This is a genomic window from Parafrankia colletiae (genome assembly GCF_001854655.1).
GTDB lineage: Bacteria > Actinomycetota > Actinomycetes > Frankiales > Frankiaceae > Parafrankia > Parafrankia colletiae.
This window is the reverse complement of sequence record NZ_MBLM01000143.1, coordinates 31,986-55,007: the sequence shown is the minus strand read 5'-3', so window position 1 is coordinate 55,007 and position 23,022 is coordinate 31,986. Positions and strand designations below refer to the sequence as shown.

Below are 23,022 nucleotides of genomic sequence, written 5' to 3'. Positions count from 1 at the left end.
TTCCCACCTCTGCCACGTCCTGTTTGTCGTGCGCTGATGCCTGGAGGCACCTTCGTGATTCTCGCCAGTTCGGCCCCTCCGCCGGGGCTTCCCCCCGTCCCTCCACCACCCCCTCCACCCGCTCCGGAACCGCCGGTGTGGCTCACCGACCCCGGCCAGATCGTCTCCGGCATCGGGCCGTGGCTCGCCGCCCACGCCGCCTGGTGGYCGCTCGTCCTCCTCACCGTCGTCCTCCTGCTCGCCGGGGGCTACGCCCGCCGCCGGGTCCGCGCTCACCGGCATGCGGTGCTCGTCGAGGGCGCGCGGACGGTGGAGATCCTCACCCCACCCGAGGTCCCCGCCCACGCGGCGGAGATCTTCTGGGGTCAGATGGGCGGCCTGCAACGCCCGTTCTGGGACCGGCTCCTGCACGGCCAGCCCCACCTCGGCTGGGAACTGCTCGCCACCCGCGCGGGCACGGTGATCCGGCTGTGGGTCCCCGGCCCGGTGCCCCCCGGCATGGTCGAACGGGCGGTACAGGCCGCGTGGCCGGGCGCGCGGACCACCACCCGGCCCGCGACCGCACCACTGCCCGAACAGGCCCTGGCGACCGGCGGACAGCTGCGCCTGGCCCAAGTCGACGTCCTGCCGCTGCGCGCCGACCCCTCGGGTGATCCGATCCGCTCGCTGCTGTCCGCGGCCTCCGAACTCGACGACGACGAGGCCGCCGTCGTGCAGCTGCTGGCCCGGCCGGTCACCGGCCGCCGGCTCACGCTCGCGCGGCGTGCGGCGGCGCGTCAGCGGGGCCAGTACGCCCCCAGCCTGCTCGGCCGCGCCCTCGACCTGATCACCCCTCATGCCGGGCCCCGGCCCGCGGCCGGGCAGGTGGTGGGCAACGCCGGGCCGACACCGCCGGAGGACTCCGCCGCGTCCCGCGCCATGGGTCTCAAAGCGGTCGGTCCCCGCTGGGAGGCCACCGTCACCTACGCCGCCGCCCACCTCGCCCCACCGACGACCAAGACCGACCAGAAGGCCGCCGCGACGATGCTGCGCGGCCGGGCACACGCCCTGGCCTCCGCGTTCGCCCTGTACTCCGGACACAACTACCTGCGCCGCCTGAAACTGCCGCACCCGGTGCCGGTGCTGGCCGCCCGCCGGCTGCGCCGCGGGGACCTCCTCGCGGTCAGTGAACTCGCCGCCCTCGCCCACCTGCCCCTGGACACCGCCGTCCCCGGCCTGTCCCGGGCCGGGGCCGCGGCCGTCGCACCCCCAGCCGGGATCCCCGAAGCCGGACCCCGCGTGAAGCCACTCGGTGAAAGCGAGGCCGGCCGGCGCCGCCGCGTCGGGCTGAACGTCGCCGACGCCCGCCACCACGTCCACGTCGTCGGCGCCACCGGCTCCGGCAAATCCACCCTGCTCGCGAACATGATCCTCGCCGACGCGGAAGCGGGCCGCGGACTGGCCGTCTTCGACCCGAAAGGCGACCTCGTCAACGATGTCCTCGCCCGCCTGCCCGCGGACGCGGCCGACCGGGTCGTGCTCCTCGACCCCGAAGACAACGCCGCCCCACCCTGCTTGAACATCCTCGACGGCGGCGACGCCGACCTGGCCACCGACCAGTTGGTGGGGATCTTCCGCCGGATCTGGTCGGACTCCTGGGGGCCGCGGACCGATGACCTGCTGCGCGCCACCTGCCTGACCCTGCTGGAACGGCGCACCCGCACCGGGATCACCCCGACGTTGGGCGACGTCGTCAAGGTCCTCACCGAACCGGACACCCGACGCAAAGCCACCACGGGGGTGACCGACCCGATCCTTGCCAGCTTCTGGGACTGGTACGGCCAGCTGTCCGACGGGGCCCGCGCCGCGGCGATCGGCCCGATCCTGAACAAACTCCGCGCCCTGCTGCTACGCACCTTCGCCCGCCAGGCCCTAGCCGCCGGCCCCTCCRCCGTCGACCTGCGCGAGGTCCTCGACCGCGGCGGGATCCTCCTCGTCCGCATCCCCAAAGGCGTGATCGGGGAAGACGCCTCCCGCATCGTCGGCTCGATCGTGCTCGCGAAGATCTGGCAGACCGTCCTGCACCGCGCCCGCCTACGCCCCGAGGACCGCCCCGACGCCACCTGTTTCCTTGACGAGGCGCAGAACTTTCTCACCCTGCCGGGGGCGGTGGAGGACATGCTCGCCGAGGCCCGCGGCTACCGGCTGTCCATGACCCTCGCGCACCAGCACCTACGTCAGCTCCCCGACGACCTCGCCGACGCGTTGAGTACGAACGCCCGCAGCAAACTGTTCTTCGGCGTCAGCCCGAAGGACGCCGCGGATCTGTCCCGGCACGTCAGCCCCGTCCTGACCCAGCACGACCTCGCCCGCCTCCCGGCGTGGACAGCCGCGGCCCGCCTCGTCGTGAACCAGGCCGACACTGCGGCGTTCACCCTGCGGACCCGGCCCCTGCCGCCACCTGTCCCGGGGCGCGCCGATGCGCTGCGGGCCGYGGCACGCCGGCACACCGCCACCCCCGACGCCGGCCGCGGCCCCCGACCCGGCCCGGCGGGAGGTGACCAGTGAGCGGCGGTGAGCAGACCCTGCTGGAGGTGGCCGGGCGGATGACCAGCCGGGACCGGTGGATGTTCGCGATGCTGCACGAACACCGCGTCCTGACCCGCCACCAGCTCACCCGCCTGGCGTTCACCGGCGACCGGATGACCCGGCTGCGCCTGGCGACCCTGACCCGGCTGCAGACCGTCGACCGGCTACGCCCCTACTACGGCCAAGGCCGCGGTACCGGCCCCTACCACTACGCCCTCGGCCCGCTCGGCGCGGCGATCCTCGCCGCCGAACGCGGCCTCGCCGTCGCCGAACTCGGCTACCGCCGCGACAAACTCCACGCCTGGGCGAACTCACCCCGCCTCGGTCACCTCATCGGCGTCAACGCGGTGTTCACCGCCTGGGTACATGCCAGCCGCACCCGCCCCGACCATGAAGGACTCACCGCCTGGTGGTCCGAACAACGCGCGCACGCCGAGTGGGGACGGTGGATCCGCCCCGATGGCTACGGCACCTGGCAGGCCGGCCGGCGTCGGCTCGACTTCTTCGTCGAGTTCGACACCGGCAGCGAATCGCTGTCCCAGGTCGTCCGGAAGATCCCCGGTTACACCCGCCTCGCTGCCTCCAGCGGTCTGACCAGCCCCGTCCTGATCTGGCTGCCGTCGGCCTATCGGGAACGGGAACTACGTGCCCGCCTCGCCGCCATCCCGTCCGGGGTCGTCCTCGTCACCGCCGCCCCCGCCCCCCTCACGGCCGCCGCGCCCGCACACGACCCGCCCGACCTCGCCCCCGCCCGGGGGGTGTGGCTGCCGTTGCACGCCACCACCCGCACCGACCTCGACGGGCTCACCACCCGCTACGGCACCCCGATCCTGAGCCGTTCCCCGTTCGACGACCCCGACCCCACCGACGACGACGAGCACGACCCGGCACCAACACCGCGCCCACCCGCGCCGAGTTTCGGGCCGCGGTCCCCCCTCGGCCCCGCGTGACCCGGCTCGTCGTCGGACTGTGCGCACTACTCCTCGCCATACCGATCCTCGCCGGCGGCGTCGCGGCCGGACTCCTCGGCGGCGAGGCCGGCGGCGGCGGACAGCCGGCACCCTCCCCGGCCGCCGCGCAGGAGATCCCCGCCGGCTACCAGCGGCTTTACGTCGCCGCGGCGGCGACCTGCCCGGGGCTGCCGTGGACGGTGCTGGCCGCAGTCGGGAAAGTCGAGACCGACCACGGGCAGAACCCCGACTGGACCTCGCAGGCCGGCGCCCAAGGGCCGATGCAGTTCCTGCCTACCACCTTCGCCGCCTACAGGGTCGACGGCGACGCCGACGGCACCGCCGACATCAACAATCCCGCCGACGCCATCTACTCCGCAGCGAACTACCTCTGCGCCTCCGGTGCACGCGACGGCGCGGATATCTCTGCCGCGCTCTACACCTATAACCACGATAATTCTTACGTCGCTCGTGTCCTCACCCAGGCCGACACCTACACCACCACCGGCACCAGCACCGGCCTTTCGACCACCGCCGGCCCGTCGCCCGCGGCGCTGACCGCGGTGGACTACGCCACCGCACAGATCGGCCTGCCCTATCTGTGGGGTGGGGACGGTCCCGATTATGGCGAGGACGGCTTTGATTGTTCGGGGCTTACCCGGGCCGCCTACACCGCCGCCGGAATCACCATCCCCCGTGTCGCCCAGGACCAGTTCGACGCCGGATCACGACTACCCCCAGAGGTCCCATTGGAAATCGGCGACCTCGTATTCTATGGCACGTCCGACATTGACATCACCCACGTGGGAATTTACATTGGCAGTGGGGAAATGGTGAACGCGCCCCGGCGCGGGGCCCCGGTCCGGACCGAAACCTACGTCCGCCCCAGCTACCGCGGAGCCACCCGCCCCGCCCCCGTATCGGCCGGCCTTCCCTAACCCGAGGCGGCCTGCGCCGCCCGGCCGCGGAGGGGTGCGAGCGGCCCGCGGGGACGCTTACAGCGGAACCCCCTCCAGCGATACAGGGAAAATCCGAACCCCCACCCTCCTTTATACCCTCCATTATTCCCGCCACCATTCCCTCCGTTATTCCCTCCGATTAGGGACGGAGGGGGAGCGGGCAGGTAAAACAGCAGGTCAGTGGCCCGYGGACCCCTCCGATGGTTGGCCAGGCTCGCCGCCCGGAGGCTGGAAAACACGTGCGGCGGCCCGGCGCCCGCCCTGGGGGCGGACACCAGACCACCGCACGGTTTCCCGCCTCCGGGCGGCTATCGGCCCTGGGGCCCGGCGTCCCGCCGGCTCCCAGGGCGCGCGCCCGCGCGCCTGGGCCCGCGGTGGGTCGGGGCTACGCCCCGGCACACCGGCGGCGGCGGGCCCCGCCGGTCGCCTCTGCCATCCCACCACCACCCTTCCGTGTGTCGCGTCCATTCCGTTAGCACCATTCTATCTCGACGCCCCGGCATTCACATCCCCGTTTCCATGACTCTTTTCGCCCATTACCTATCCGCGTGTGCACGCGAATAGCTCGCCATTCCCGTTCAGGCAAGCGCATTTCCATGACTCTTTTCAAAAACATTCCCTAAAGAGTCATGGAAAATGGCTTCCCATTCGCGAATGGGCGAGGTTAATGTTGTCCCACACCGAAAACGCACCGCCCGAACGGGAACGCGAAACGCGAAACCCACCGGGATACGGGAACGCCACAGGCGCCCGGACGTGCACATCCCACGGTGCCCCCGCCCGAAAGGAAACCCCCCATGCGTATGCCACGCCTACGCCCCCGACCCGCGCGGCGATCCGCCGCCGAGGGACACCTCGAATCGTGGACCCTGCCCGCCGGAAACCTCATGGCGGCCTGGACGCCGGGCACGCCGGGTCCGAAGATCCGCATCTCCTTCACCCGCACCGCCACCGGAACCGCGATCTTCATCGACACCCCGAAGATCCACAACGACGACCCGTACCACGCGATGGACCTGCAGGTCCTCGTCGACGGTGACTCCGTCCACACCGAGCGCGTCCACCCGTGGTGACCCGGTCCGGGGGTGCGCGGTGTCAAGACCCCGCGCACCCCCGGACCGGCCGCCACCCCCGACGTCGGAGGCCCCGATGGCTGCGAAGCGCCCCCTGATCACCGTGTTCCCGCATCCCAGCGGGTTCTACTACGCCCACCTGGTCGATCCGGACGCCGGAATCAACACCGTCGCCGAGACGCCGCACCCCATCGACGCCCTGGACGTCGAACAGGTCGCGTCCGGGCTACGGAAGGTGCGCGGCAACGAGGACGCCATCGTCCGGCCCTTCCGCACCACCGAGAAGTGGATCAACTACGCCCGGCACGAAGGCCACCTCGACGCGATCACCGAAGCGTTCGGCCGCACCCACACCCCCCACTAAAGGAAACAGCCATGCCACGTCACAGTCCCCATCCGACATCACCGACCATCACCACATCGGGTGCCCTGACCATCGGTGGGGTCACGGTCCACATCGAGCGGACCCCGTCCCACCCCGCGACGGTGTCGATCGACACCGCGACTACGGACCAGACTGACCCGGTCGATCTCGAGATCTTCTTCTACGACRCAAAGATCTTCGAGCCCTTGTGGCAGGGGGACGAGCAGATCATCCCGGTCGGCGTCACGTCAGATGCGCTGACCACCAACGGGATCACGGTCCGCATTGCATGGGACCCCGTCCGCGGCGCAACGGTGTTCATCGACACCGATCCCGACACCAGCGACTCCGAGGAACTCGACATCCTGCTCCACGGAGAAATGATCTTCAAGGGTTCGCGGGCGGACCCGGACCTCGCCATGTTGCCCCTGGTGGTCACCAACGGGACGGCTCCCACCGAGAAGGCCGCCGCCGACGAGCACGGCTCCCGCCGGACCCTGCGCCGGTAGCCCGACCTTCCCGCCGTGGGGTGGCGTGCGGATGCCGCCGCACGCCACCCCACCCCGCCCCGCGTCCTTCCCCTCCCCGTGCCTGGAGATCACGATGAGTAGCCCTGCCCCGACCCCCGCCCCCGCCGAGGCGCCCCGCCTGTCCCCGTACGCCTTGCATCGCCTCGTCGCCGAGTTCCTCCTTGACCATGCCGGGTCCCACAGCCCTACGACGATCGCGAATGCGCTCGGACGGAGCTCCGGCGCGGTCGGCAATGCCCTGGAGCGTCTCACCGAGGAGGGGCAGGCTGCCCTGACCAGCCCGAAGCCCCGCCGGTACGCCGCTACCTCCACCACCCGCGACGCGCTAGCGATCAGGGCCGGTGTTCTGCCACCGAAGGCCCCACCGGCCCCGGCACCGCTGAAGCCGAGGCCTGCGGCGGTGCCGGAGACGACGCCGGACGGGGGGATCATCCGCCCGTCCGGGCAGATCTACCGCCCGAGGAAACTGGCGGACCTGCCCGACGTCGAGGTGTTGCGCAAGCTCCGGGCGGCGGAGGTACCGGTCCTGCTCTACGGCCCCCCGGGCACCGGCAAGACCTCGCTGATCGAAGCGGCGTTCGGCGACGACTTGATCACGATCGCCGGGGATGGGGACACCCAGACCTCCGACCTGATCGGGGAGTACACCCAGACCCCGAACGGCCGGTACGAGTTCGTCCACGGCCCGTTGATCACCGCGATGGTGGAGGGGAAAGTCCTCCTCGTCGACGACGCCACGTTGATCAGCCCGGCGGTCCTCGCGGTGATGTATCCCGCGATGGACGGCCGCAAAAGGATCGTCGTGAAGGCGCACAAGGGCGAGACGATCGAAGCCGCCCCCGGCTTCTACGTGATCGCGGGACACAACCCCGGTGTGCACGGCGCGGTCCTGACCGAGGCGCTGTCGAGCAGGTTCTCGGTGCAGGTCGAGGTGACTTCGGACTACGACCTGGCCCGCAAACTCAAGATCAACCGCGAGGCGGTGACGGTGGCGCGGAACCTGGCGACCCGACGTGCCTCCGGTGACGTGACCTGGGCGCCGCAGCTCCGCGAACTCCTCGCATTCCAAAAGATCGCGGATGCCCTCGGGGTGCGCGCCGCAGCGGCGAACCTGATCGGTATCGCGCCGGTCGAGGACCGCGACGTGGTCGCGGACATGGTCACGAAGACCTTCGGGATGAAGCTCACCCCCCTCGCCCTGGGCCCCCAGGTCTGACCCCCCACCGGAACCCCTCCCGGCGGTCCGGCGGGGGTGGTGGGCAGGCGAAGGCGCGCCCACCACCCCCACCCAGGACCCGCCCCCACACCAGCACCCGCCACGGAGGTTTGCCGTGCCCGCGCACACCCACCACGACCCGACCACCGCCGGGATCGACCCGACCGACGACTGGCTGAGGATCTCCTCGGACATGACCCGCGCCGTCGCCGTCCTCGCGGACCGCCATGATCTGGTCGTCACCTGCGCCCCCGGTGCGGGGCGCGGCGCACCCGCGATGATGATCCCGGCGCTGGCCACGATCGAAGTCGATGGGGCCCTGCTGCCCCCCACCATTGATCCGGCCACGGTGCACCCCCTGACCCCGGCGGACTGGCCCCGGTACCCGGCCCTGTGGGGCGCGTTGGTGCACGAGTGTGCCCACGCGGCGCACACCCGGTGGGATCCGCCTCCCACCCAGGCTCACACCCCGGCCGCCGAAGCCGCCGCGCTGTTGGAGGAGTCCCGCGCCGAAGCCGCGTATCTCGGCCGTCGCCGGACCGGCCGCCGGTGGCTGCGGGCCGTCATCCGCGAGGTCGTCATGCCCGACTTCCTGCCCACCCCCGATCCCAGCGCGCCAGCCCCGACGGTGCCAGGTCCCAGCACCCCGGCGGCGCCCGATCCGACCGTGCCAGCCCCGGCGGGAGCCGGTCCGAGCGTGCCGGGGGCCCCGGCGGTGTCCGGCCCGGCCGTCCATGCACCGATGAGCCCCGCGTCGGCTGCCTGCGCCGCCGCCCTGCTCCTGGCCCGTGCCGATGTCGGGACCATCTACGCGGGAGAGGTGAGGCAGGTCCGCGACATCGTCACCGGGATTCTCGGTGCGGATGTCCTCGCCCAGTTCCAGCGGATCTGGCGGGAGGCGCACCAGTGCGCTGACGATGACACCGCCACGATGATGCGTCTCGGGCAGGAATGGGCCGATCTCCTCGCCGAGCAGCCCGACCCTGCTCCCTCCACCTCGGCAGATCCCACCTCGACCCCTCTCGCGCAGGCCATCAGCGCCGCCCTGGGGGAGATCGCCGCGAACGACGACCGTCTCCCGTACGGCGCGACGGCGCTGGCGGGGGTGCGTACCCCCACGGACGAGGAACGGGCCGCAGCCCGGCGGCTGACCGCCCGCCTGCGCGCCGCCTCGGTTCCCGAGCGGGTACCGGTCACCGTCGCCTCCGCGACACCGCCGGGGCGGCTGCGGATGCGCGGCGCGCTGGCGGCGGACGCCCAGCGTGCGGCCGGTGCCGTTCCGACCGCCCGGCCGTTCACCCGCACCCAACGCCGCCGGGTGCCCAACCCCCCGCTGCGCCTCGGGATCGCTGTCGACGTCTCCGGATCCATGAGGCCTTTCGCCCGGCCGGCCGCGTCGGCCGCGTGGATCACCGCGACGGCCGCCGCCCACATCCCTGACACCCGCACCTCCACCGTGATCTTCGGGCAGAAGGTGCGGGAACTGACCCACCCCGGTAAGGCACCCGCCCGCGTCCCCGAGTTCGAAAGCCTCGACGGCTGGGAAGAAACCACCGCCGCTATCGAGCACCTCACCGGGCTCCTGAGACTCGACCAGCCCGGCGCCACCCRCATGCTCGTGATCATTTCCGATGGGCGGTTCCAGACCTCCGAACGGCTCCGCGCCGAGATCCTTCTGCCCCRCCTCGCCGCGGCGGGCTGCCACCTGCTGTGGATCGCACCCGACCAGGACGCCACCCCGATCCCACCCGCCCGTGTCCTGACTCTGGGCGAGACCCCCCACGACACCGCCCAGGCCATCGCCACCGCCGCGGTGCGCGCCCTCACCCCCTGACCCGCCCCGGGCGCGGTCCCACCCCCGGGGCCGCGCCCGGGATCCAGCCGCACACCACCCCTCCCGCACCGCACCGCATCGCCCAGGAGACCCGCGATGGACCTGACCCGCCTACGTGTCGCCGTCCGCCCTCACGCCGATGACCCCCACCGGGCTGAGCGCCCCGAGTTCTCCGTGCCGTACCTGCCCGACGGATGCCCGGCGGCGGAGCCCCGCTGGTCACCGATCGACGGGGTCTACAGCCCGCACCAGGGCACCGTCTGCCCCGACTGCCTGCCCCGCTGGCGCCGCGACGCGGACATCAGCGCCCCCTACCCGAACCTTCTCCCATCCGGAAACCCGCTGGTGATCCTGCTCGAACCAGCTCCGACGCCGGCCCGGGGTGTGAGCCTCGACCTGGCCACCTGCCTCGACGAAGCAGGGTTCACCCGCGCGGGCTGGCTCCCCCTGCCCGGCTTGGCGGACACCTTCGTGTGGGATCACCCCGCGGACCAGACCCGCGTGATCCTGCACGCCTTCGGCGTCGAGTTCCACCTACGCCACCCCGGCACCGGCCAGCGCTTCCACACCCACCTCGGACGCCGCTTCAGCCCCGCCCGGCTGCGGCACCTGCTCGCCGCAGGCGGCTACCGCCCCGACACCGACAGCGTCCCGCACCCCGCCCCGCCGCCCGAGGGCTGGGCCCTCGACTCCGACGAAACCGCCCTCCTGATCACGATCGCAGACCACCCCGACGCCGCACGAGGATCCCTCGTCCTGGACGCCGCACTCGCCGAGGCCCTGCACGCCGGGTGGATCACCGCCGTGGCGATGCCCGACGGCAGCCTCGTCTTCGCCTTCCGCAGCCAGCGCTGACACCAGCCCTCGCCCCGGCCCGGGGCGACAACCCCCGCCGGCCCCGGGCCGCGCCATCACCACCGCCCCACACCCTCGAGGAGCGTCCATGAACCGGCCCCCCACACCCCCCAGCACCGCCAGCGCGAAGCCCACCGGCGAGCAGACACCGCCGCCGTACCTCAAGGACCGGGATCGGCTCGGCCTTGTCGGGGCGGTCGACCTGGCCGCGGGTGACCTCTACCGCCACGACGACCCCACGCACCAGGCCCGTGACCGCGCCGAGCACGGCAGCGACCTGTGGATCGTCACCGCCCCGTTCGACCTCGACGCCCTCGACCGCGGGGAGGACTCCGACCTGCACGCCTGCCTGGCCGGGCAGCCTTACCGCGCCGATCCGGAGCACCTCCCCCGCCCCGACGAGGACGTAGACCGCGTCGCCGTCCTCCAGCACGAAACCTCCGGGCACGTCGCCCACGGCTACGAACTGATCCGGATCTACCAGCTGTCCCAGCACACGGTCCGGGTCCGGGTCGTGCGCGTGTACGACCGCTACGAGGACCGCCGGCACCGCTCGTCGGCCACCGCCGACATGCTCACCCCCGCGGGCTGGAGCGAGCTCCTCACCCACCCGGCGGACCACTGGCCGCTCGGGAGCAGCTTCTACACCGACGACACCCCCCTCCGGCCGCTCGCCGAACGGCTGATCGCCGACGCCCACCGCGTTCTCACCTCCCTCACACCCCCGCCCGCCCCCAGCGACACGGCCGGCGACGGGAACCCGCCCCCCACCCCTCGTGGCCAGGACAACACCGAGCGCCGACTCCGCGCGTGCACCCGCCGGGTCCTCGGCCGGCTCCGATGGCCAGTGGACTAACACCAGCATCCCTCCCGCTTCGTTCGGAATTCCTTCACCGCCTAGAAAACGGCCGGGATCCGGAGTTCCCCTCGGGTATCTCAGCGAGATGTCTGGCCGTCGGTACACCGCCCCACGAGTATCCCCTGTCCGCCGTCCCACCGGCGGCAACGACCACAACCCGAAAGGATCATCATGGGAGCGCAGCCCTTCATCGTCCAGATGGCGATCGTCGACCCCCGCGAGGCGTTCCGCGCGGCGATCGAGGAAGCCCAGGAGGAGTACGGAAGCCGTGGCTATACCGGCACCATCGCGGAGAAGGACACGTTCACACGCGTCACGTCGACGCCTATGACAGGCGAGGACGCGGAGCGCCGGGCCCGCACCCTGCTCAACCACCCCCGTTATGAGGACAAGGCCGGTCCGGCGGGTGCCATCCCCGTCGGAGACGACACGGGTGCGATCAGCGGCTGGGTGTTCTTCGGCTGGGCTCCCCACTGACAACCAGTCTCCGCGGGCCCGCGTTGTGGCCCGTGCCCCCGGGGGCGCGGGCCACGGGCACTTCGACATCGGCCGGCAGTCACACCGCCCGGCACCGGCACCACAGAAACCTGAAGCACTACTCTCGCCAAGGCGAGTTCTCGATACACATTCGAGCGTCCCCCAGGAAAAGCCTGAACGACGGGCCTTCTCGTGTACGCACCTTCCGTGTTCCCGAAAGGTAATGCGAAAATTGTTCGCCGTGCCGGTACGGCGAGCTACGATTCCACCGCGCGCCGCTATCCGACATTCGGTCCGATACGCGCGGCGCGTATCCCGGCAGTCCCCGGTATGCGCCGGGGCGCCGGAAACTGAAACACCAACCCACTGTGAAACGGAGCTTTCCCGATGCATGTTTCTGATGTCACCGGCCGTGTCCTGATAGAGCTTCGTGAGGCCGGTGACTATCCCGACAACCCGTTCCTCAACGCAGCCGATCTCGTTCCGTTCTTCCCCGACGGGTGCCCAGACGATGCACCCACGGACTGGCCGCACGACACCGTCGACTACGAGGCGCCTCACGCGAGCACGATCTGCCCCCACTGCGTCGAGTCGTGGCGCGCGGACCACCGGGTGTCCCAGCCGCGCACGGTCCCGGCCGGCACGCCGCTGAGCCTGCACTTCCCGTGGGTCGCCCCCCAGCCGGTGCCCGCCACGCCCGCCGGGAACGGAGCCCGCCCCGCTGACGGCACCGACCCGCAGCCGGCCGGCCCGTCCGCCTGACCGTCCCCGCCCCGGGGTGGTGCGCCCGAACACCGGGCGCACCACCCCGAGGGCCGGCCCCTATCTGCTTGCGCATCCTCGCGAAAGGCGTTGTGCATGTCTGTCCCGCCCGCCGAGCGCCGCGCCCGCGCCGCGCTGGCCCTGCTCGCCCCCGACCCGGCCCGCGACACCGCCGTGCACACCGACGGCGCCGAGGCGGTGTGGCGCACCGTGTCCGCCGGGTCGGACATCGACCCCGACGACCTGCTCGCCACCCACGCCACCGCGGGCTGGCGGCTGCTCTGCCCCAGCGACGAGGAATGGCCTGCCACCCTCAGCCCGGCGCGGGGCATGCCGATCGCGTTGTGGGCGCGCGGCGGCGGCCACCTCGCGGCCCTGACGGCCCGGTCGGTCACGGTCACTGGCACCGGTAGCCCCAGCACGCACGGCACGGGCCACGCGCGGCGCCTCGCCCACGGGCTGGTCACGGCCACACCCCCGGTCACCGTGGTCGCGCCTGTGTTGGCGGGGATCGGGCTGCAGGCGTTGAACAGCGCCGCGCCGCACGGCCCGACGATCGCGCTGCTCACCTCGTCGGCGATGGCGTGCTTCACCCGCTACGGCAGCCTGCTCGCCACGGTGGCCACCGGAGGTGTCGTGCTCAGCCTCTCCCCGCACCACTGGCACCGGCCGGGCCCGGCACGGGGAAGCAGGGCCGCTGGCTCGAGATACGGATGGCGCTGCTCGGCGCGTTGAGTCCGACGCTGCTGGTTATCGAAGTGGGAACCGAGGGGCAGGCGATGGCCCTCGCGCGGGCTGCCCACGGTCGGGGCCGGGTCGTGATGGCGGTTCCGGCCGGTCCTGGTCTGGCCGTGCGCCGCCACGGGGGATGCCACCAGCTTCTCCACGGCGGCCTCGCCGTTCCCGCCGTCACCGTGGACGACATCACCGCACGGCTGACCGCCGGCTAGCTCACCCCACAGCACAGAACGGAGAAGACTCACGACGACCACCAACCTCACTCCCGGCCAGAGCGTGACCGGTGGCCTCACCGCTCCTGCGGCGGCCAGTAGCGACCGTGACCGGGTGCGGGCCGGATCCGCTCCGGGCAGGTCACCTGGCCGGGGTGGACGCGCCGAACAGGTCCTGGGCGCGGCGCTGCCGGTCGCACTCGGGGTAGGGGTGTTCTGCGTCGCGTTCGTCCACGTGCACGACGTCGCGGCGTGGGCCGGACAACCCGACTGGGCCGCCTGGCTCATCGCCGTGTCCGTCGAGCTGATGGCGCTGGCGTCCATCGTGGAGATCCGCCACCGCAGGCGCGCCGGCGCTCCGATCCGCTGGCCGGTCATCACTCTGGTCGCCGGGGTCGGGATGTCCGGTGCGGCGAACCTCACCGCCGCCGGACCCGACGCCCTGACCGGTCCGGCGGGCGGATGGGTACCCACGATGGCGCTCTGGCCGGTCGCTGCCTTCGGTCTGGTCGCCGGACTCAAAGCCACCCGACCCACCTGGCCGGCACCGGCGATGAGCACCACCCCGCCCGTCGGACCGGACCGACCGCCCGTTGACCGGACCCCCACCGACCCCCACCGGACCGACCGGACCGACCGGACCGAGGAGACCGGGCCGCGCTGTGCCGATCGGGCTGAGGGCGGTGGGGAGACCGGGCCGCGACCGCCAGGTGTGCCGGCTGAGCTTCTCGCGGCCGGTCGGGCGGTCGCGGTGGACCTGGCCCGCCACGGCCGACCGGTCACCCGGACCGCGCTGGCCCGTGGTGTCCGCCAACGCGGGCACCGCTGCTCCACCGACAGGGCCGCACTCCTGCTCGCCGCGGTCCGTGCTGACCCGCCACAGCATTCCGTGGCCGGATCGCCCGCTCCCTGACCTAGCCCCGGTGGTACGACCGCCCGACGAGCGATGGCCCGCCTCTCCGGTTTCCGCAGAGGCGGGCCATCAGCGTGGGGTGACGGGGGTCAGGGGCGGGGTCGGTGGTCGCGGACCTTGTCGTAGGTGAGCCGCCAGGTCTCTCCTTCCAGGTCCCAGTGCGGGATCGAGCCCGGGACGCAGGCCGGCGACGGTGTCCCAGACCGTGACCGGACCACGGATCATGACGGGCACGGTCGAGGGGCAGCGTGGTCAGGGCGGCGCGGGCGCGTCGCTGCGCGTCGGAACCGGTGGACATCACGGAGAAGACCTTTCGTTACGGGGCACGGGGGCCGGCCCGGCGCGCACGGGCGCGGGGGCCGGGCCCGGCAGGGGTTAGTGGGGGGTGAGGGCGGGGCGTAGGTCGTCGCCGCGGGTGGCGATACGGGCAGCGCCGTCACGGAGCAGGGTGAGCGGGCCGGCGCTGAGCGCGGACGTGATCGGGCCTGGGACGGCGAACAGCGGCCGGCGGTGGCGGAAGTGGGCGGCGAACGCGACGGCGAGCGGCATCTCGTCGTCGGGGCCGGCTTCGATCAGTACGCAGGCGGGGGCGAGAGCGGCGAGCAGATCGACGCGGGCCCGGACCCGCTGGGGAAGGACGAGGGTGCCGGGGGCTGCCGGGCTGACGACCGCGCCGCGGGCCGCGACAGCGCCGAGCAGCGGGCCGGGGGTGGTGACCTCGCGCAGGAGGCGCTGGTCGTGGACGTCGATACGCAGGGGGGTGTCGACGACGGCGACGGCGGTGTGCGCGCGGGCGGYGGAGGTGAGCGCGGCCCTCTCCGCGACGCTCCCACCCGCGAACGCGACGATCGTGACAGCGCCACCCACGCCCGGTCCGGTCAAGTCATGGACGAGGTCGACGGCGACCGTGCGGCCGTAGGCGCTGCCCGCCTTGGCGCTCAGGACGGTCACCGCCCGGGACAGCAGGCTGCGTGGGTTCCCGGCACCGTGGACCCACAGCCCGACCGGCCCGTCGGGGATGTTCAGGGTGTCGGGCCAGTCCGGGGCGCCGGGGATGAGCAGGCGCCACCCGATCTCGGTGGCGTGCTCCAGGACGCGGTCGGGGTCGAGGCCTGGGTGGTAGCAGGCGAGCCGGTCCCACACCGCGACCGCGCCGTGGCGGCGGACCGCCTCGGCACGATCGCGGGTCGGGGGCAGGGAGGTCAACGCGGCACAGGCGCGGCGGAGCGGGTCAGTCACAACGGTCCTTGTCGACGTCGGGGGCTGGTCTGTGATCGGGCAGGCCGGTGAAAGGGCGGGGCCGCGGTGGTGCACGCGGGCTGCCTGCGGCCCCGCTGCTTTCCGGACGGGTCAGCTGCGGTCGAGGGCCGCGAACACCTCAGCGGCGCTGGTGATCAGCCGGGCGGTGCCGTCGCGCAGCAGGGCATGCGGGCCGGCGCTGAGACGGGAGGTGATCGGGCCCGGTACGACCAGGACCGGGCGGCGGTACAGGTGGGCGGTACGAGCGGTCTTGAACGCGTCACCCACGAGGCCGGACTCGACCAGCACGGTGGCGCGGGTGAGCGCTGCCAACAGCCGGATGCGGGCGGTGTGGTGGCCGAGGGCGGGTGAGGTGCCGGGTGGGGCCAGACAGACGACCGTTCCACCGTCGGCGACGTCCGCGAACAGGGTGCGGGTGTAGCGAGTGAGCACCCGGGAGGAGGACAGGACCGCGACGGCGCGGCGGTGCGCCACGGCGACCCACAGGGCGGTGGCGTCGATGCCGCCCATGAGGCCGCCGACAGCCACGGTGACGGGCCTGGCAGCAAGGGGGGTGGTGAGGTCCCAGACCAGGTCGCGGGTGATCCGTGCCCCGTAGTCGGTGCCGGCCACAGCACCGACGACCGTCACGGATCGGCGGGTGAGCGTGGGCAGGTCACCGCTGCCGCGTACCCACAGCCCCGCCGGAGCACCGGCGGTGTCGTCGAGGGCGGTGGGCCAGCCGGGATCGCCGGGGATCAGCAGTCGCCAGCCGCCTGCCGAGGCGGCGTCGAGGAGCCGGGCCGGATCGATACCCGGGTGGTGCGGGGCGAGACGCGCCCAGACCTCGACCGGATCGGTACGGTCCGGGCCGTCGGAGACAGGGGTGAGTGAGGGCAGGGCGGTCAGGGCGGCGCGGGCGAGCCGCTGCTCATCGACGCTCATCGGGATGGCCTTTCACGGGGGCCGGGGCGCGGGGAGGACGGCACGGCGGCGGGGTCAGCGGGGGTGGGGGGAACGCCACGGGCCCGGGTCGTCCCAGTGGCCGCGCAGGAGCCGGCCGAGGGCGTCGTGCAACGCCCAGCTCTCGGGACGGCCGGCGAGTCCCGGCAGGTCGAGGACGACGGCGGCGAGCAGGGTCGTGATCGCGGCGCCGACCGCGTCGTGCGTGGTCACGGGGACCGCGTCGTGGGCGGGCGGGACCCGGGGGATCCACCCCCCGGCGGCGGGGATGCCGCCGACGTCGGGGGGTGTGAGGAGCAGGACGGCCGGGACGCCGCGGCTGGTGGGGGTGCCGGTGTAGGTGGTGCCGGCGGGGATGGTGAGCAGACCGGCGAGGATCGCGTCGCGGGTGGCCGTCGGGTCCACGGTCAGGGTGAAGGTGCCGTCCGCGTTCAGCCCGGCGCGGACCCGGCCGTCTGAGAAACTGGTCATGAGGATTCCCTAAGGTCGGTGGGGGCTTCCACATCCCGGGCGGCGGGCGGCATTCCCGCCGCCCGGGAACAACCCCAGGCCTGGGGCCGGGGGGCTGCTCAGCTGCCGGTCACGTCGGCGGTGGCGAGTGCCCGGCCGGCGGGCGTGATCTGAAACCGCTTGGGCCTGCCGTTGACGAGGGTGGCCTCGCCGCGGCCGGTCATCGCCTCGCAGGAGGCGTTGATCGCTCCGGAGGAACGGCCCGGGATTTCCCGGCTGATCTCCGTCACGCTCATCGCGACGTCCGCGTTCGTCGCCAGAACGCCCCGGACGAGTGCGGTCAGCGCCCCGGACTGCAACCGGGGCTTCCCGTCGGCGTTCACCGTCGGCTCCCTGCCCGGCACCGGCGTCTTCGCGGTGCGGCGCCGCGCCGGCCGGGCCGAGGGTGCCAGGCCGGCACGTACCGGGCAGCGCGGCTCCGGGCAGGTCCACGCCGCGCAGCCGCCCCCACCGCCGGTAGGTGTGGGGGCCGTCGGGGCGTCCTCGACCGGCATCGGACCGTCCGCCGTCGCACTCGGGACGCCGGTGACCTCGTCGGGCCCGGACACCTCCGCGGGTGCAGCGGACACCTCCGCGGGTTCACCCGCCGGGACGTGCGTGGTCTCCGCGCCGGCCGGGTCGTCGCGCACCGCTGACGGTTCCGGCGCCCCCTGGCCGGAGCTGGCGTCGGGACCAGGACCGTCCGGGGGCGGGGCCGTGCCTGCGGCGACGGCCGGGCTGGACTCCGCCTCGGTCTGCGTGGCGCCCGGCACCGGCGGGAAGGCCGGGTCAGCCGTGTTCTCGGCAGCGACTCCGAGGCTCGGCGCCGCCACCTCTGCACTGGAGGCATCGGTGGACGGTTCCCGCGTCGCGTCAGGGGGCGTGTGGGTCTCGGGGTCCGCTGCGGGCTCCGGCTCCGGGGAGGTGTCCTGGGTCCCGCCGGGCGCGGTCATCATCGGCCCGTCGCCGTCGCCGTCGCCGTCGCCGTCGCTGTCGCTGTCGCTGTCGCTGTCGCTGTCGCTGTCGCTGTCGCTGTCGCTGTCGCTGTCGCTGTCGCTGTCGCCGTCGCCGTCGCTGTCGCCGTCGCCGTCGCCTGGTGCGCCGGTGTCGATGGGTGGCTCGGTGTCGGCGGGCGGCTCGTCGGGTGCGGCGCCGTCCGTTCCGGGCGTGCCGGCCGGGACGGGGACCAGGGCCCACTGCCAGGGCCGGCCCGGGACGCTGTCCCGGCGGGACGCCACGACCAGACCGGCATCCACGAGCCGGTCGAACACCGGCCGTAGCTGCCCGACCGTCATCCCGGCCGCGACCCGTGTTTCCGACGCGGTCGCGGGACCCCCGCGGTCCCGCAGGATTTCCAGGACACGTGCGGCGTCCGGATCGACGGCGGGTATTTCGTCGTCTGCCATTGTTCTCGACCCCCATTTCGGGTGCGGATTTCTGGGTGCGCAATCAGCTGTATCTCGATGCGACCGAATCCAGCCAGCAATATCCATCAACCATCGCCAGTGACATGAATCACTGCCCGGGGATTGGGTGGAAACCGTTGCTGGACCGAATCTGATCAAGTTACGGTGCCTGGCACCCCCGGGATTCACCACCGCGCCAGGCGCGTACGCGGTCCGGGCGCCTTCCCCTCGTTCCCCGCGCGTAGCAGGCGTTCGCACGCCCGCCCGCGCCCTGCGCAGAAATGGTCTCCCATGAACCCGCCGCCGCCACCGTTCGACCTTTCCGTTTTCCTCGCGGACCACGGATTCCGGCAGACGAGAAGTGGACCCGACGTCTACCAGCACGCCCACRTCGCGGTCGAGATCAACAACGGTTTTCTGTACGTCCGCCGCCACAGCGCACCGGGACGCCGGGCAGTGGACTGGTCCGCCGGCTACGGCCCCGGCACACCCCACGAACTGATCATCATGGCGATCCTGGCCGCGTTCACGCCCGTCCCCGTCGCACGCGACGACGCCGGGACCTGGTCGGTGTGGGCCGCTGTCCCCATGGCCGTCGGCGTCGGACTGTCCCAGGGGAGCGCCCGCGTCGCCGTCCGCTGGCTACGGGCCCGGGGCTGGCCCTACGCCACCCACCGCCCCGACGGCGCCACCCCGCCCACCGGCGACCCGACGCCGCCGCCGGACAGCCCGTGATCACCATCCTGGTGATTCCGGCCGGCCCGACCAGCCCGATCCACCAGCGTCGTATCGACCCTGCCGACCTTCCCGCCATGGAAAAGATTGTCGGCGGGATTCTGCATCCGGTGAGTCTCACCAACCCGGAAAGCAGCCTTTACCTCCCCGCCGCAGACATCCGTTCCTCCCGGCCGTGCAACCAGCGGGCCACCGTGTTCGCGGCGTTCCACACCCGCCCTTTCCGACCCCAGAAGATCCTGCGCGGTGATGCGCTCCTTACCGGCCCGACCACCCCCGACGGTCAGGACACCGACGTCCCCGGCGACCTGATCCGTCTTTTCTACGCCCGTGCGTTCCGTGTCCAGACGAAACAGCAGGGCACTCGTACATGGACCAAAGGTCATCTCCACCACGACCTCGTACGCGCCTACACCCATGCCTGCGAGGCCGTCCGCGGGATACCGGACGACGACCTTCCCCTCATCCGCATCATCGCCGCTGCGGACCGCCAGGCCCGCGACCCCTGACCGGCACGGCGCCACACGGCAGGACCAGCGGACTCGATCACACCCTCCGCGCGAAGGCCCGCGGCCCGCCCCCAGCCCCGTACCCGATCCTCACCCATGTCCTGGGAGGAACCATGACCACGACCACCAAGACCCGTGCGTACGCCCGCGAGGTAGGAGCTCGACTACGCGCGATCCGCATCCAGCAAGGCCTGTCCCTCCAGAAGCTGGAGGCCACCTCCCACGGCAGGTGGAAGACAGCGGCGGTCGGCTCCTACGAACGCGGCGACCGCATGATCAGCGTCGAGAACCTGGGCGAGCTGGCCGCGTTCTACGACGTACCCCTCCACGCCTTCCTGCCCGACGGACGTCCCGACCCGCTCCCGCCGCGCACCGCCCGGGTCGTGCTCAACCTGCCCGCACTGGCCCGTGTCCAGGCCGAGGACGCGGGGCCGCTGCGCCGCTGGGTCGCCGGGATCCAGGGCGAGCGCGGCGACTACGCCGGGCGGGTCCTCTCAATCCGCCACGACGACCTGCGCGCTCTCGCCACCCTCTGCAACACCGACCGCAACCAGCTCCTCGACATGCTCCGGCAGTGGAAGGCGCTCGACCCGACGAGCGACGTCGCGGACCCCTCCGACACCGTCTGATCCACCCCGGGGCACGGGACCCGCCCCGCCCCGCGTATACAGGACCACTCTTCCCCCGCGCCGCAACCCACCATCGGCTCCGCCCCGCCCCCTGGCCTGTGTCCCCGGGATCCCGGGGACACAGGCCCGACCAGCCGGTGTGTTACCGGGCGGGCCCGGGCGGCCGCAGTCGGCTGTGACAGGAAAGAGATGAACCATGAAGATGCTCGGCCGCAAGGCTTTCTACGTCCACGGCGTCGCCGGGCAGTCCTGCTGCCGGGCCGGCTGCTGCTCCGAGACCGCGCACCAGGGCCGGCTCGGCTACAAACGGCACGTCAAGCGCGTCGAGCAGCGCCAGACCGCCCAGGAGATCGGTGCCGGGATCGGCGAGTACCGCCTCGCCGTCAACCCGGACACATCGGAGACGAACTCGCACGGCTGCCGAGCGGAACGCTGAGCCCGCGGTGTCGCGGTGCGCGTCGTCCGGCCCTGAACGCCATGCAGGTACGGACAGGGCTGCGGGTACGCCCCGACGCGTCGGCATCGACATCGGCCTGCCCTCACGGCCCTGGCCAGCCAGCTGGGCGCCAGCGCTGTTCCCGACTACGCCGACCTCGTCCCGCTGCCGCCCTCCCCAGGGCGCGCCCTCGGCGACATCACTCTCCGGTCTCGGTCACCTGCGCGGTCTGGAACAGCAACGCCCACCCCGCCTGCCGAGGCCGCACGTCGATGGTGCCGATGACCGGGCGAGCGGACGGCCGGGCTCGGCCTGACGGACCCGCCACCGATGATCTCGTAGAACGAATGCACGTGGCGGATGGAACCGGTCAGCGGTAGGGCTGTCGGGAACTGCGACCACCGTCGGCCACGCCAGCCCGCTGAGATCACCTTGGAACGAGGTAGGCATGATCGACCCTGTCACGCTCATCACCGGGAACGCAGGTAAGGCCCGCGAGTACGCCAGCCTGCTGGGTGTTGAGGTCTCTGCGACCAGAGCGGACCTCATCGAGATCCAGTCCCTCGACGTCGCGGCGGTGGTCGAACGCAAAGCCGAGGACGCCTACGCGAAGCTACGCAGCCCGGTCCTCGTCGACGACACCGGTCTGGCGCTGCACGCCTGGAACGGCCTGCCGGGTGCTCTCGTCGCCTGGTTCCTCACCACCGTCGGCGACCAGGGCCTGCTCGATATGGCGGCAGACCTGACCGACCGCAGAGCCACCGCGACGACGGCTCTTGGCTATTGCGACGCCACCGGCGTCCGGGTCTTCACCGGCACCGTTCACGGGGTCCTGACCACACAGCGGCGCGGCAGCGGCGGCTTCGGCTACGACGCCGTCTTCGCGCCCGCGGGCAGCACCCTCACCTTCGCGGAGATGTCGGACGCGGAGAAGAACGCGATCTCGCACCGACGCTTGGCCGTCGACGCCCTCCGCAAGGACCTCGGGCTCTGCGGCTCCTAGTCCCAGCCTCGTGTTACTGCGCATCCTCGTTCGAGCGTGCTGCGCCTGGTCGGGTGCGTCGTTGTCCTGGTCGGGTGCGTCGTTGTCCTGGCCGCGGCCTTCGCTGTGCTTGCCGGTCAGATGACGGACGCCGGCTCGCTGTCGCTGCGGGACCGTCTGGTGAGCCAGGCCGTGCTCGGCGGGGTTCTGCTGCTGTTCCCGGTGCTCATGCTCACCGCGGTAGCGGCTGTGACCCGACGGTGGGAGTACCGGCGGTAGCCGGCGGCGCCGCAGGGTGCCGTGCGTGGGCCCTGCCGGGCTGGCCGGGCAGGTAACCGGCTCTGGCTGCTGCGGCACCGAGCTGGAAGCGGGTGAGGACACCGAAGCGGTGGCAGAGATCGGCGACGTCGCGTTTGACGGTGCGGTCGGAGACACCGAGTTCGCGGGCGGCGCGGATGTCGTCGAGGCCGCGGTCGAGCAGGAGCAGTAGCGCGCGTTGGCGGCGGATCGCGGCCGGTTCCTCGGCTCCGACGGGGTGGCGTTGGGCGGGGATGGTCTGTTCGATCCTGGTGACCATCTCGGTGACGGCGCGCACCAGGGTGGGTGCCACCGCGACGAGGCCGCCTTCGTCGAGGTCGTCGTCCCGGACAGGGATGAGCGCGGCGGTGGCGTCCCAGACGATGGTGCGCATGGGCACGGCCGGGGCAACCTGGATGCGTCCCATGGGGGGTAGGCGCCGGGTGGGTTGGCGGCGCTGGGCGGCGGCGAGCGCGGTCGGGCTCCACACGCTGCTGATCTGCACGCCGCGTGCGGCAGCGGGGACCAGAAGATCGGGCACGTTGCCGCCGAGGCCGGGGGGTGGGGGTCCGGTCTGCAGGAACCGCACGCGGGCGGTGCTCTGTTCGGTGAGTTCGGCCATGCAGTGGAAGATCTCGTCGCGGGTGAGGAACTGGACGCCGGTGCTGGTTCCGGTGCGTTGCCGGCCGGCGACATAGTCGCCGAAGAGCCCGGACTGGTACAGCTGGGCGCGTTCCTCGGCCATCCTGGCACGTTCGGCGGTGAGGGCGGCTTCCTGCTGGGCGTGGYGGGTTTGCAGGACTTTGATCGGGTCCTGGGGTTCCCATTGGCGGCCGACCTGGCGCAGGAGCCCGGCCTCGACGAGCCGGGTGATTTCGACTTCGACGACGGGCTCGGGCTGCGCCAGCCATTCGGYGAGCATGTCGATGTTGCAGTAGGGGTGGCGTGCCACGGTGCGCCACACCTGTTCGGAGAAGTCGTCCAGGTTGTCGAATCCCAGCTCGGAGATCCTCACACCGCCTCCGTA

General features: G+C 72.4%; 26 protein-coding genes. 21 read left to right on the top strand and 5 right to left on the bottom strand.

Features of this window, described 5'->3' with window-relative positions; all coding sequences use genetic code 11:
- Positions 1-36: 36 nt before the first annotated feature.
- The 15 genes from CC117_RS25145 (at position 37) to CC117_RS37580 (ending at position 14,310) form a co-directional block, all read left to right on the top strand.
- Positions 37-2,547, top strand: coding sequence for a type IV secretory system conjugative DNA transfer family protein (locus tag CC117_RS25145; RefSeq protein ID WP_407673582.1), 2,511 nt, complete (start codon positions 37-39; stop codon positions 2,545-2,547).
- Complete coding sequence (locus tag CC117_RS25140; protein ID WP_071088324.1) at positions 2,544-3,518, top strand: replication-relaxation family protein; 975 nt, start codon at positions 2,544-2,546, stop codon at positions 3,516-3,518. The genes CC117_RS25145 and CC117_RS25140 overlap by 4 nt, the downstream gene beginning before the upstream one ends.
- On the top strand, positions 3,515-4,456 hold the full coding sequence (locus tag CC117_RS25135; RefSeq protein WP_071088322.1) for a C40 family peptidase: 942 nt from the start codon (positions 3,515-3,517) through the stop codon (positions 4,454-4,456). Before CC117_RS25140 ends, CC117_RS25135 begins: the two co-directional genes overlap by 4 nt.
- Before the next feature lie 818 nt (positions 4,457-5,274).
- Positions 5,275-5,550: a hypothetical protein gene (locus tag CC117_RS25130; RefSeq protein ID WP_131803135.1), complete on the top strand. Its 276-nt coding sequence runs from the start codon at positions 5,275-5,277 to the stop codon at positions 5,548-5,550.
- A 76-nt stretch (positions 5,551-5,626) separates the two neighbouring features.
- Positions 5,627-5,914, top strand: coding sequence for a hypothetical protein (locus CC117_RS25125; protein WP_071088318.1), 288 nt, complete (start codon positions 5,627-5,629; stop codon positions 5,912-5,914).
- Positions 5,915-5,925: 11 nt separating this feature from the next.
- Complete coding sequence (locus CC117_RS25120) at positions 5,926-6,423, top strand: hypothetical protein (RefSeq protein WP_071088316.1); 498 nt, start codon at positions 5,926-5,928, stop codon at positions 6,421-6,423.
- A 94-nt stretch (positions 6,424-6,517) separates the two neighbouring features.
- Complete coding sequence (locus CC117_RS25115; protein ID WP_071088314.1) at positions 6,518-7,660, top strand: AAA family ATPase; 1,143 nt, start codon at positions 6,518-6,520, stop codon at positions 7,658-7,660.
- 115 nt (positions 7,661-7,775) lie between these two features.
- Entirely contained in the window at positions 7,776-9,494 is a 1,719-nt protein-coding gene (locus CC117_RS25110) for a VWA domain-containing protein (RefSeq protein WP_071088312.1), read from the top strand.
- A gap of 96 nt (positions 9,495-9,590) precedes the next feature.
- Positions 9,591-10,349, top strand: coding sequence for a hypothetical protein (locus CC117_RS25105; protein ID WP_071088310.1), 759 nt, complete (start codon positions 9,591-9,593; stop codon positions 10,347-10,349).
- A gap of 88 nt (positions 10,350-10,437) precedes the next feature.
- On the top strand, positions 10,438-11,205 hold the full coding sequence (locus tag CC117_RS25100) for a hypothetical protein (protein ID WP_071088309.1): 768 nt from the start codon (positions 10,438-10,440) through the stop codon (positions 11,203-11,205).
- A 174-nt stretch (positions 11,206-11,379) separates the two neighbouring features.
- A complete protein-coding gene (locus CC117_RS25095) occupies positions 11,380-11,685 on the top strand; it encodes a hypothetical protein (RefSeq protein ID WP_071088307.1) in 306 nt (101 codons plus the stop codon).
- Positions 11,686-12,072: 387 nt separating this feature from the next.
- Positions 12,073-12,447 carry a hypothetical protein gene (locus CC117_RS25090; RefSeq protein ID WP_071088305.1) on the top strand — a complete coding sequence of 125 codons (375 nt, stop codon included), beginning with the start codon at positions 12,073-12,075 and terminating at the stop codon, positions 12,445-12,447.
- A gap of 96 nt (positions 12,448-12,543) precedes the next feature.
- Positions 12,544-13,182, top strand: a complete 639-nt coding sequence (locus CC117_RS25085; protein WP_071088303.1) for a DNA-processing protein DprA — start codon at positions 12,544-12,546, stop codon at positions 13,180-13,182.
- Positions 13,161-13,397 carry an LOG family protein gene (locus tag CC117_RS25080; protein ID WP_071088301.1) on the top strand — a complete coding sequence of 79 codons (237 nt, stop codon included), beginning with the start codon at positions 13,161-13,163 and terminating at the stop codon, positions 13,395-13,397. Before CC117_RS25085 ends, CC117_RS25080 begins: the two co-directional genes overlap by 22 nt.
- A gap of 115 nt (positions 13,398-13,512) precedes the next feature.
- Positions 13,513-14,310, top strand: coding sequence for a hypothetical protein (locus CC117_RS37580; protein WP_157905453.1), 798 nt, complete (start codon positions 13,513-13,515; stop codon positions 14,308-14,310).
- A gap of 375 nt (positions 14,311-14,685) precedes the next feature.
- On the opposite strand, the gene CC117_RS25070 is transcribed toward CC117_RS37580, so the two are convergent.
- From CC117_RS25070 to CC117_RS38235, 4 genes are all read right to left on the bottom strand, one after another.
- The gene (locus CC117_RS25070; RefSeq protein WP_084132746.1) at positions 14,686-15,549 is read right to left on the bottom strand and encodes a DNA-processing protein DprA; all 864 of its coding nucleotides are present in this window, start codon (positions 15,547-15,549) and stop codon (positions 14,686-14,688) included.
- A gap of 111 nt (positions 15,550-15,660) precedes the next feature.
- Positions 15,661-16,494 (bottom strand): DNA-processing protein DprA, encoded by an 834-nt coding sequence (locus CC117_RS25065; protein ID WP_071088297.1) that lies wholly within the window; start codon positions 16,492-16,494, stop codon positions 15,661-15,663.
- A 54-nt stretch (positions 16,495-16,548) separates the two neighbouring features.
- Positions 16,549-16,983, bottom strand: coding sequence for a hypothetical protein (locus tag CC117_RS25060; RefSeq protein WP_071088295.1), 435 nt, complete (start codon positions 16,981-16,983; stop codon positions 16,549-16,551).
- Between the two features lie 98 nt (positions 16,984-17,081).
- Entirely contained in the window at positions 17,082-18,407 is a 1,326-nt protein-coding gene (locus tag CC117_RS38235; protein ID WP_071088293.1) for a hypothetical protein, read from the bottom strand.
- Positions 18,408-18,698: 291 nt separating this feature from the next.
- Between CC117_RS38235 and CC117_RS25050 the strand changes: the two genes are divergently transcribed.
- The 6 genes from CC117_RS25050 (at position 18,699) to CC117_RS25025 (ending at position 21,977) form a co-directional block, all read left to right on the top strand.
- Positions 18,699-19,142: a hypothetical protein gene (locus tag CC117_RS25050; RefSeq protein ID WP_071088291.1), complete on the top strand. Its 444-nt coding sequence runs from the start codon at positions 18,699-18,701 to the stop codon at positions 19,140-19,142.
- Positions 19,139-19,651 (top strand): hypothetical protein, encoded by a 513-nt coding sequence (locus tag CC117_RS25045; protein ID WP_071088289.1) that lies wholly within the window; start codon positions 19,139-19,141, stop codon positions 19,649-19,651. Before CC117_RS25050 ends, CC117_RS25045 begins: the two co-directional genes overlap by 4 nt.
- Before the next feature lie 113 nt (positions 19,652-19,764).
- Complete coding sequence (locus CC117_RS25040; protein ID WP_071088287.1) at positions 19,765-20,280, top strand: transcriptional regulator; 516 nt, start codon at positions 19,765-19,767, stop codon at positions 20,278-20,280.
- 196 nt (positions 20,281-20,476) lie between these two features.
- Complete coding sequence (locus CC117_RS25035; protein WP_071088286.1) at positions 20,477-20,716, top strand: hypothetical protein; 240 nt, start codon at positions 20,477-20,479, stop codon at positions 20,714-20,716.
- 448 nt (positions 20,717-21,164) lie between these two features.
- Positions 21,165-21,719, top strand: coding sequence for a non-canonical purine NTP pyrophosphatase (locus CC117_RS25030; RefSeq protein WP_071088284.1), 555 nt, complete (start codon positions 21,165-21,167; stop codon positions 21,717-21,719).
- A gap of 36 nt (positions 21,720-21,755) precedes the next feature.
- Entirely contained in the window at positions 21,756-21,977 is a 222-nt protein-coding gene (locus tag CC117_RS25025; RefSeq protein WP_071088282.1) for a hypothetical protein, read from the top strand.
- Here CC117_RS25025 and CC117_RS25020 read toward each other — a convergent pair.
- The gene (locus CC117_RS25020) at positions 21,931-23,010 is read right to left on the bottom strand and encodes a helix-turn-helix domain-containing protein (protein ID WP_071088280.1); all 1,080 of its coding nucleotides are present in this window, start codon (positions 23,008-23,010) and stop codon (positions 21,931-21,933) included. The genes CC117_RS25025 and CC117_RS25020 overlap by 47 nt on opposite strands.
- Positions 23,011-23,022: the final 12 nt, after the last annotated feature.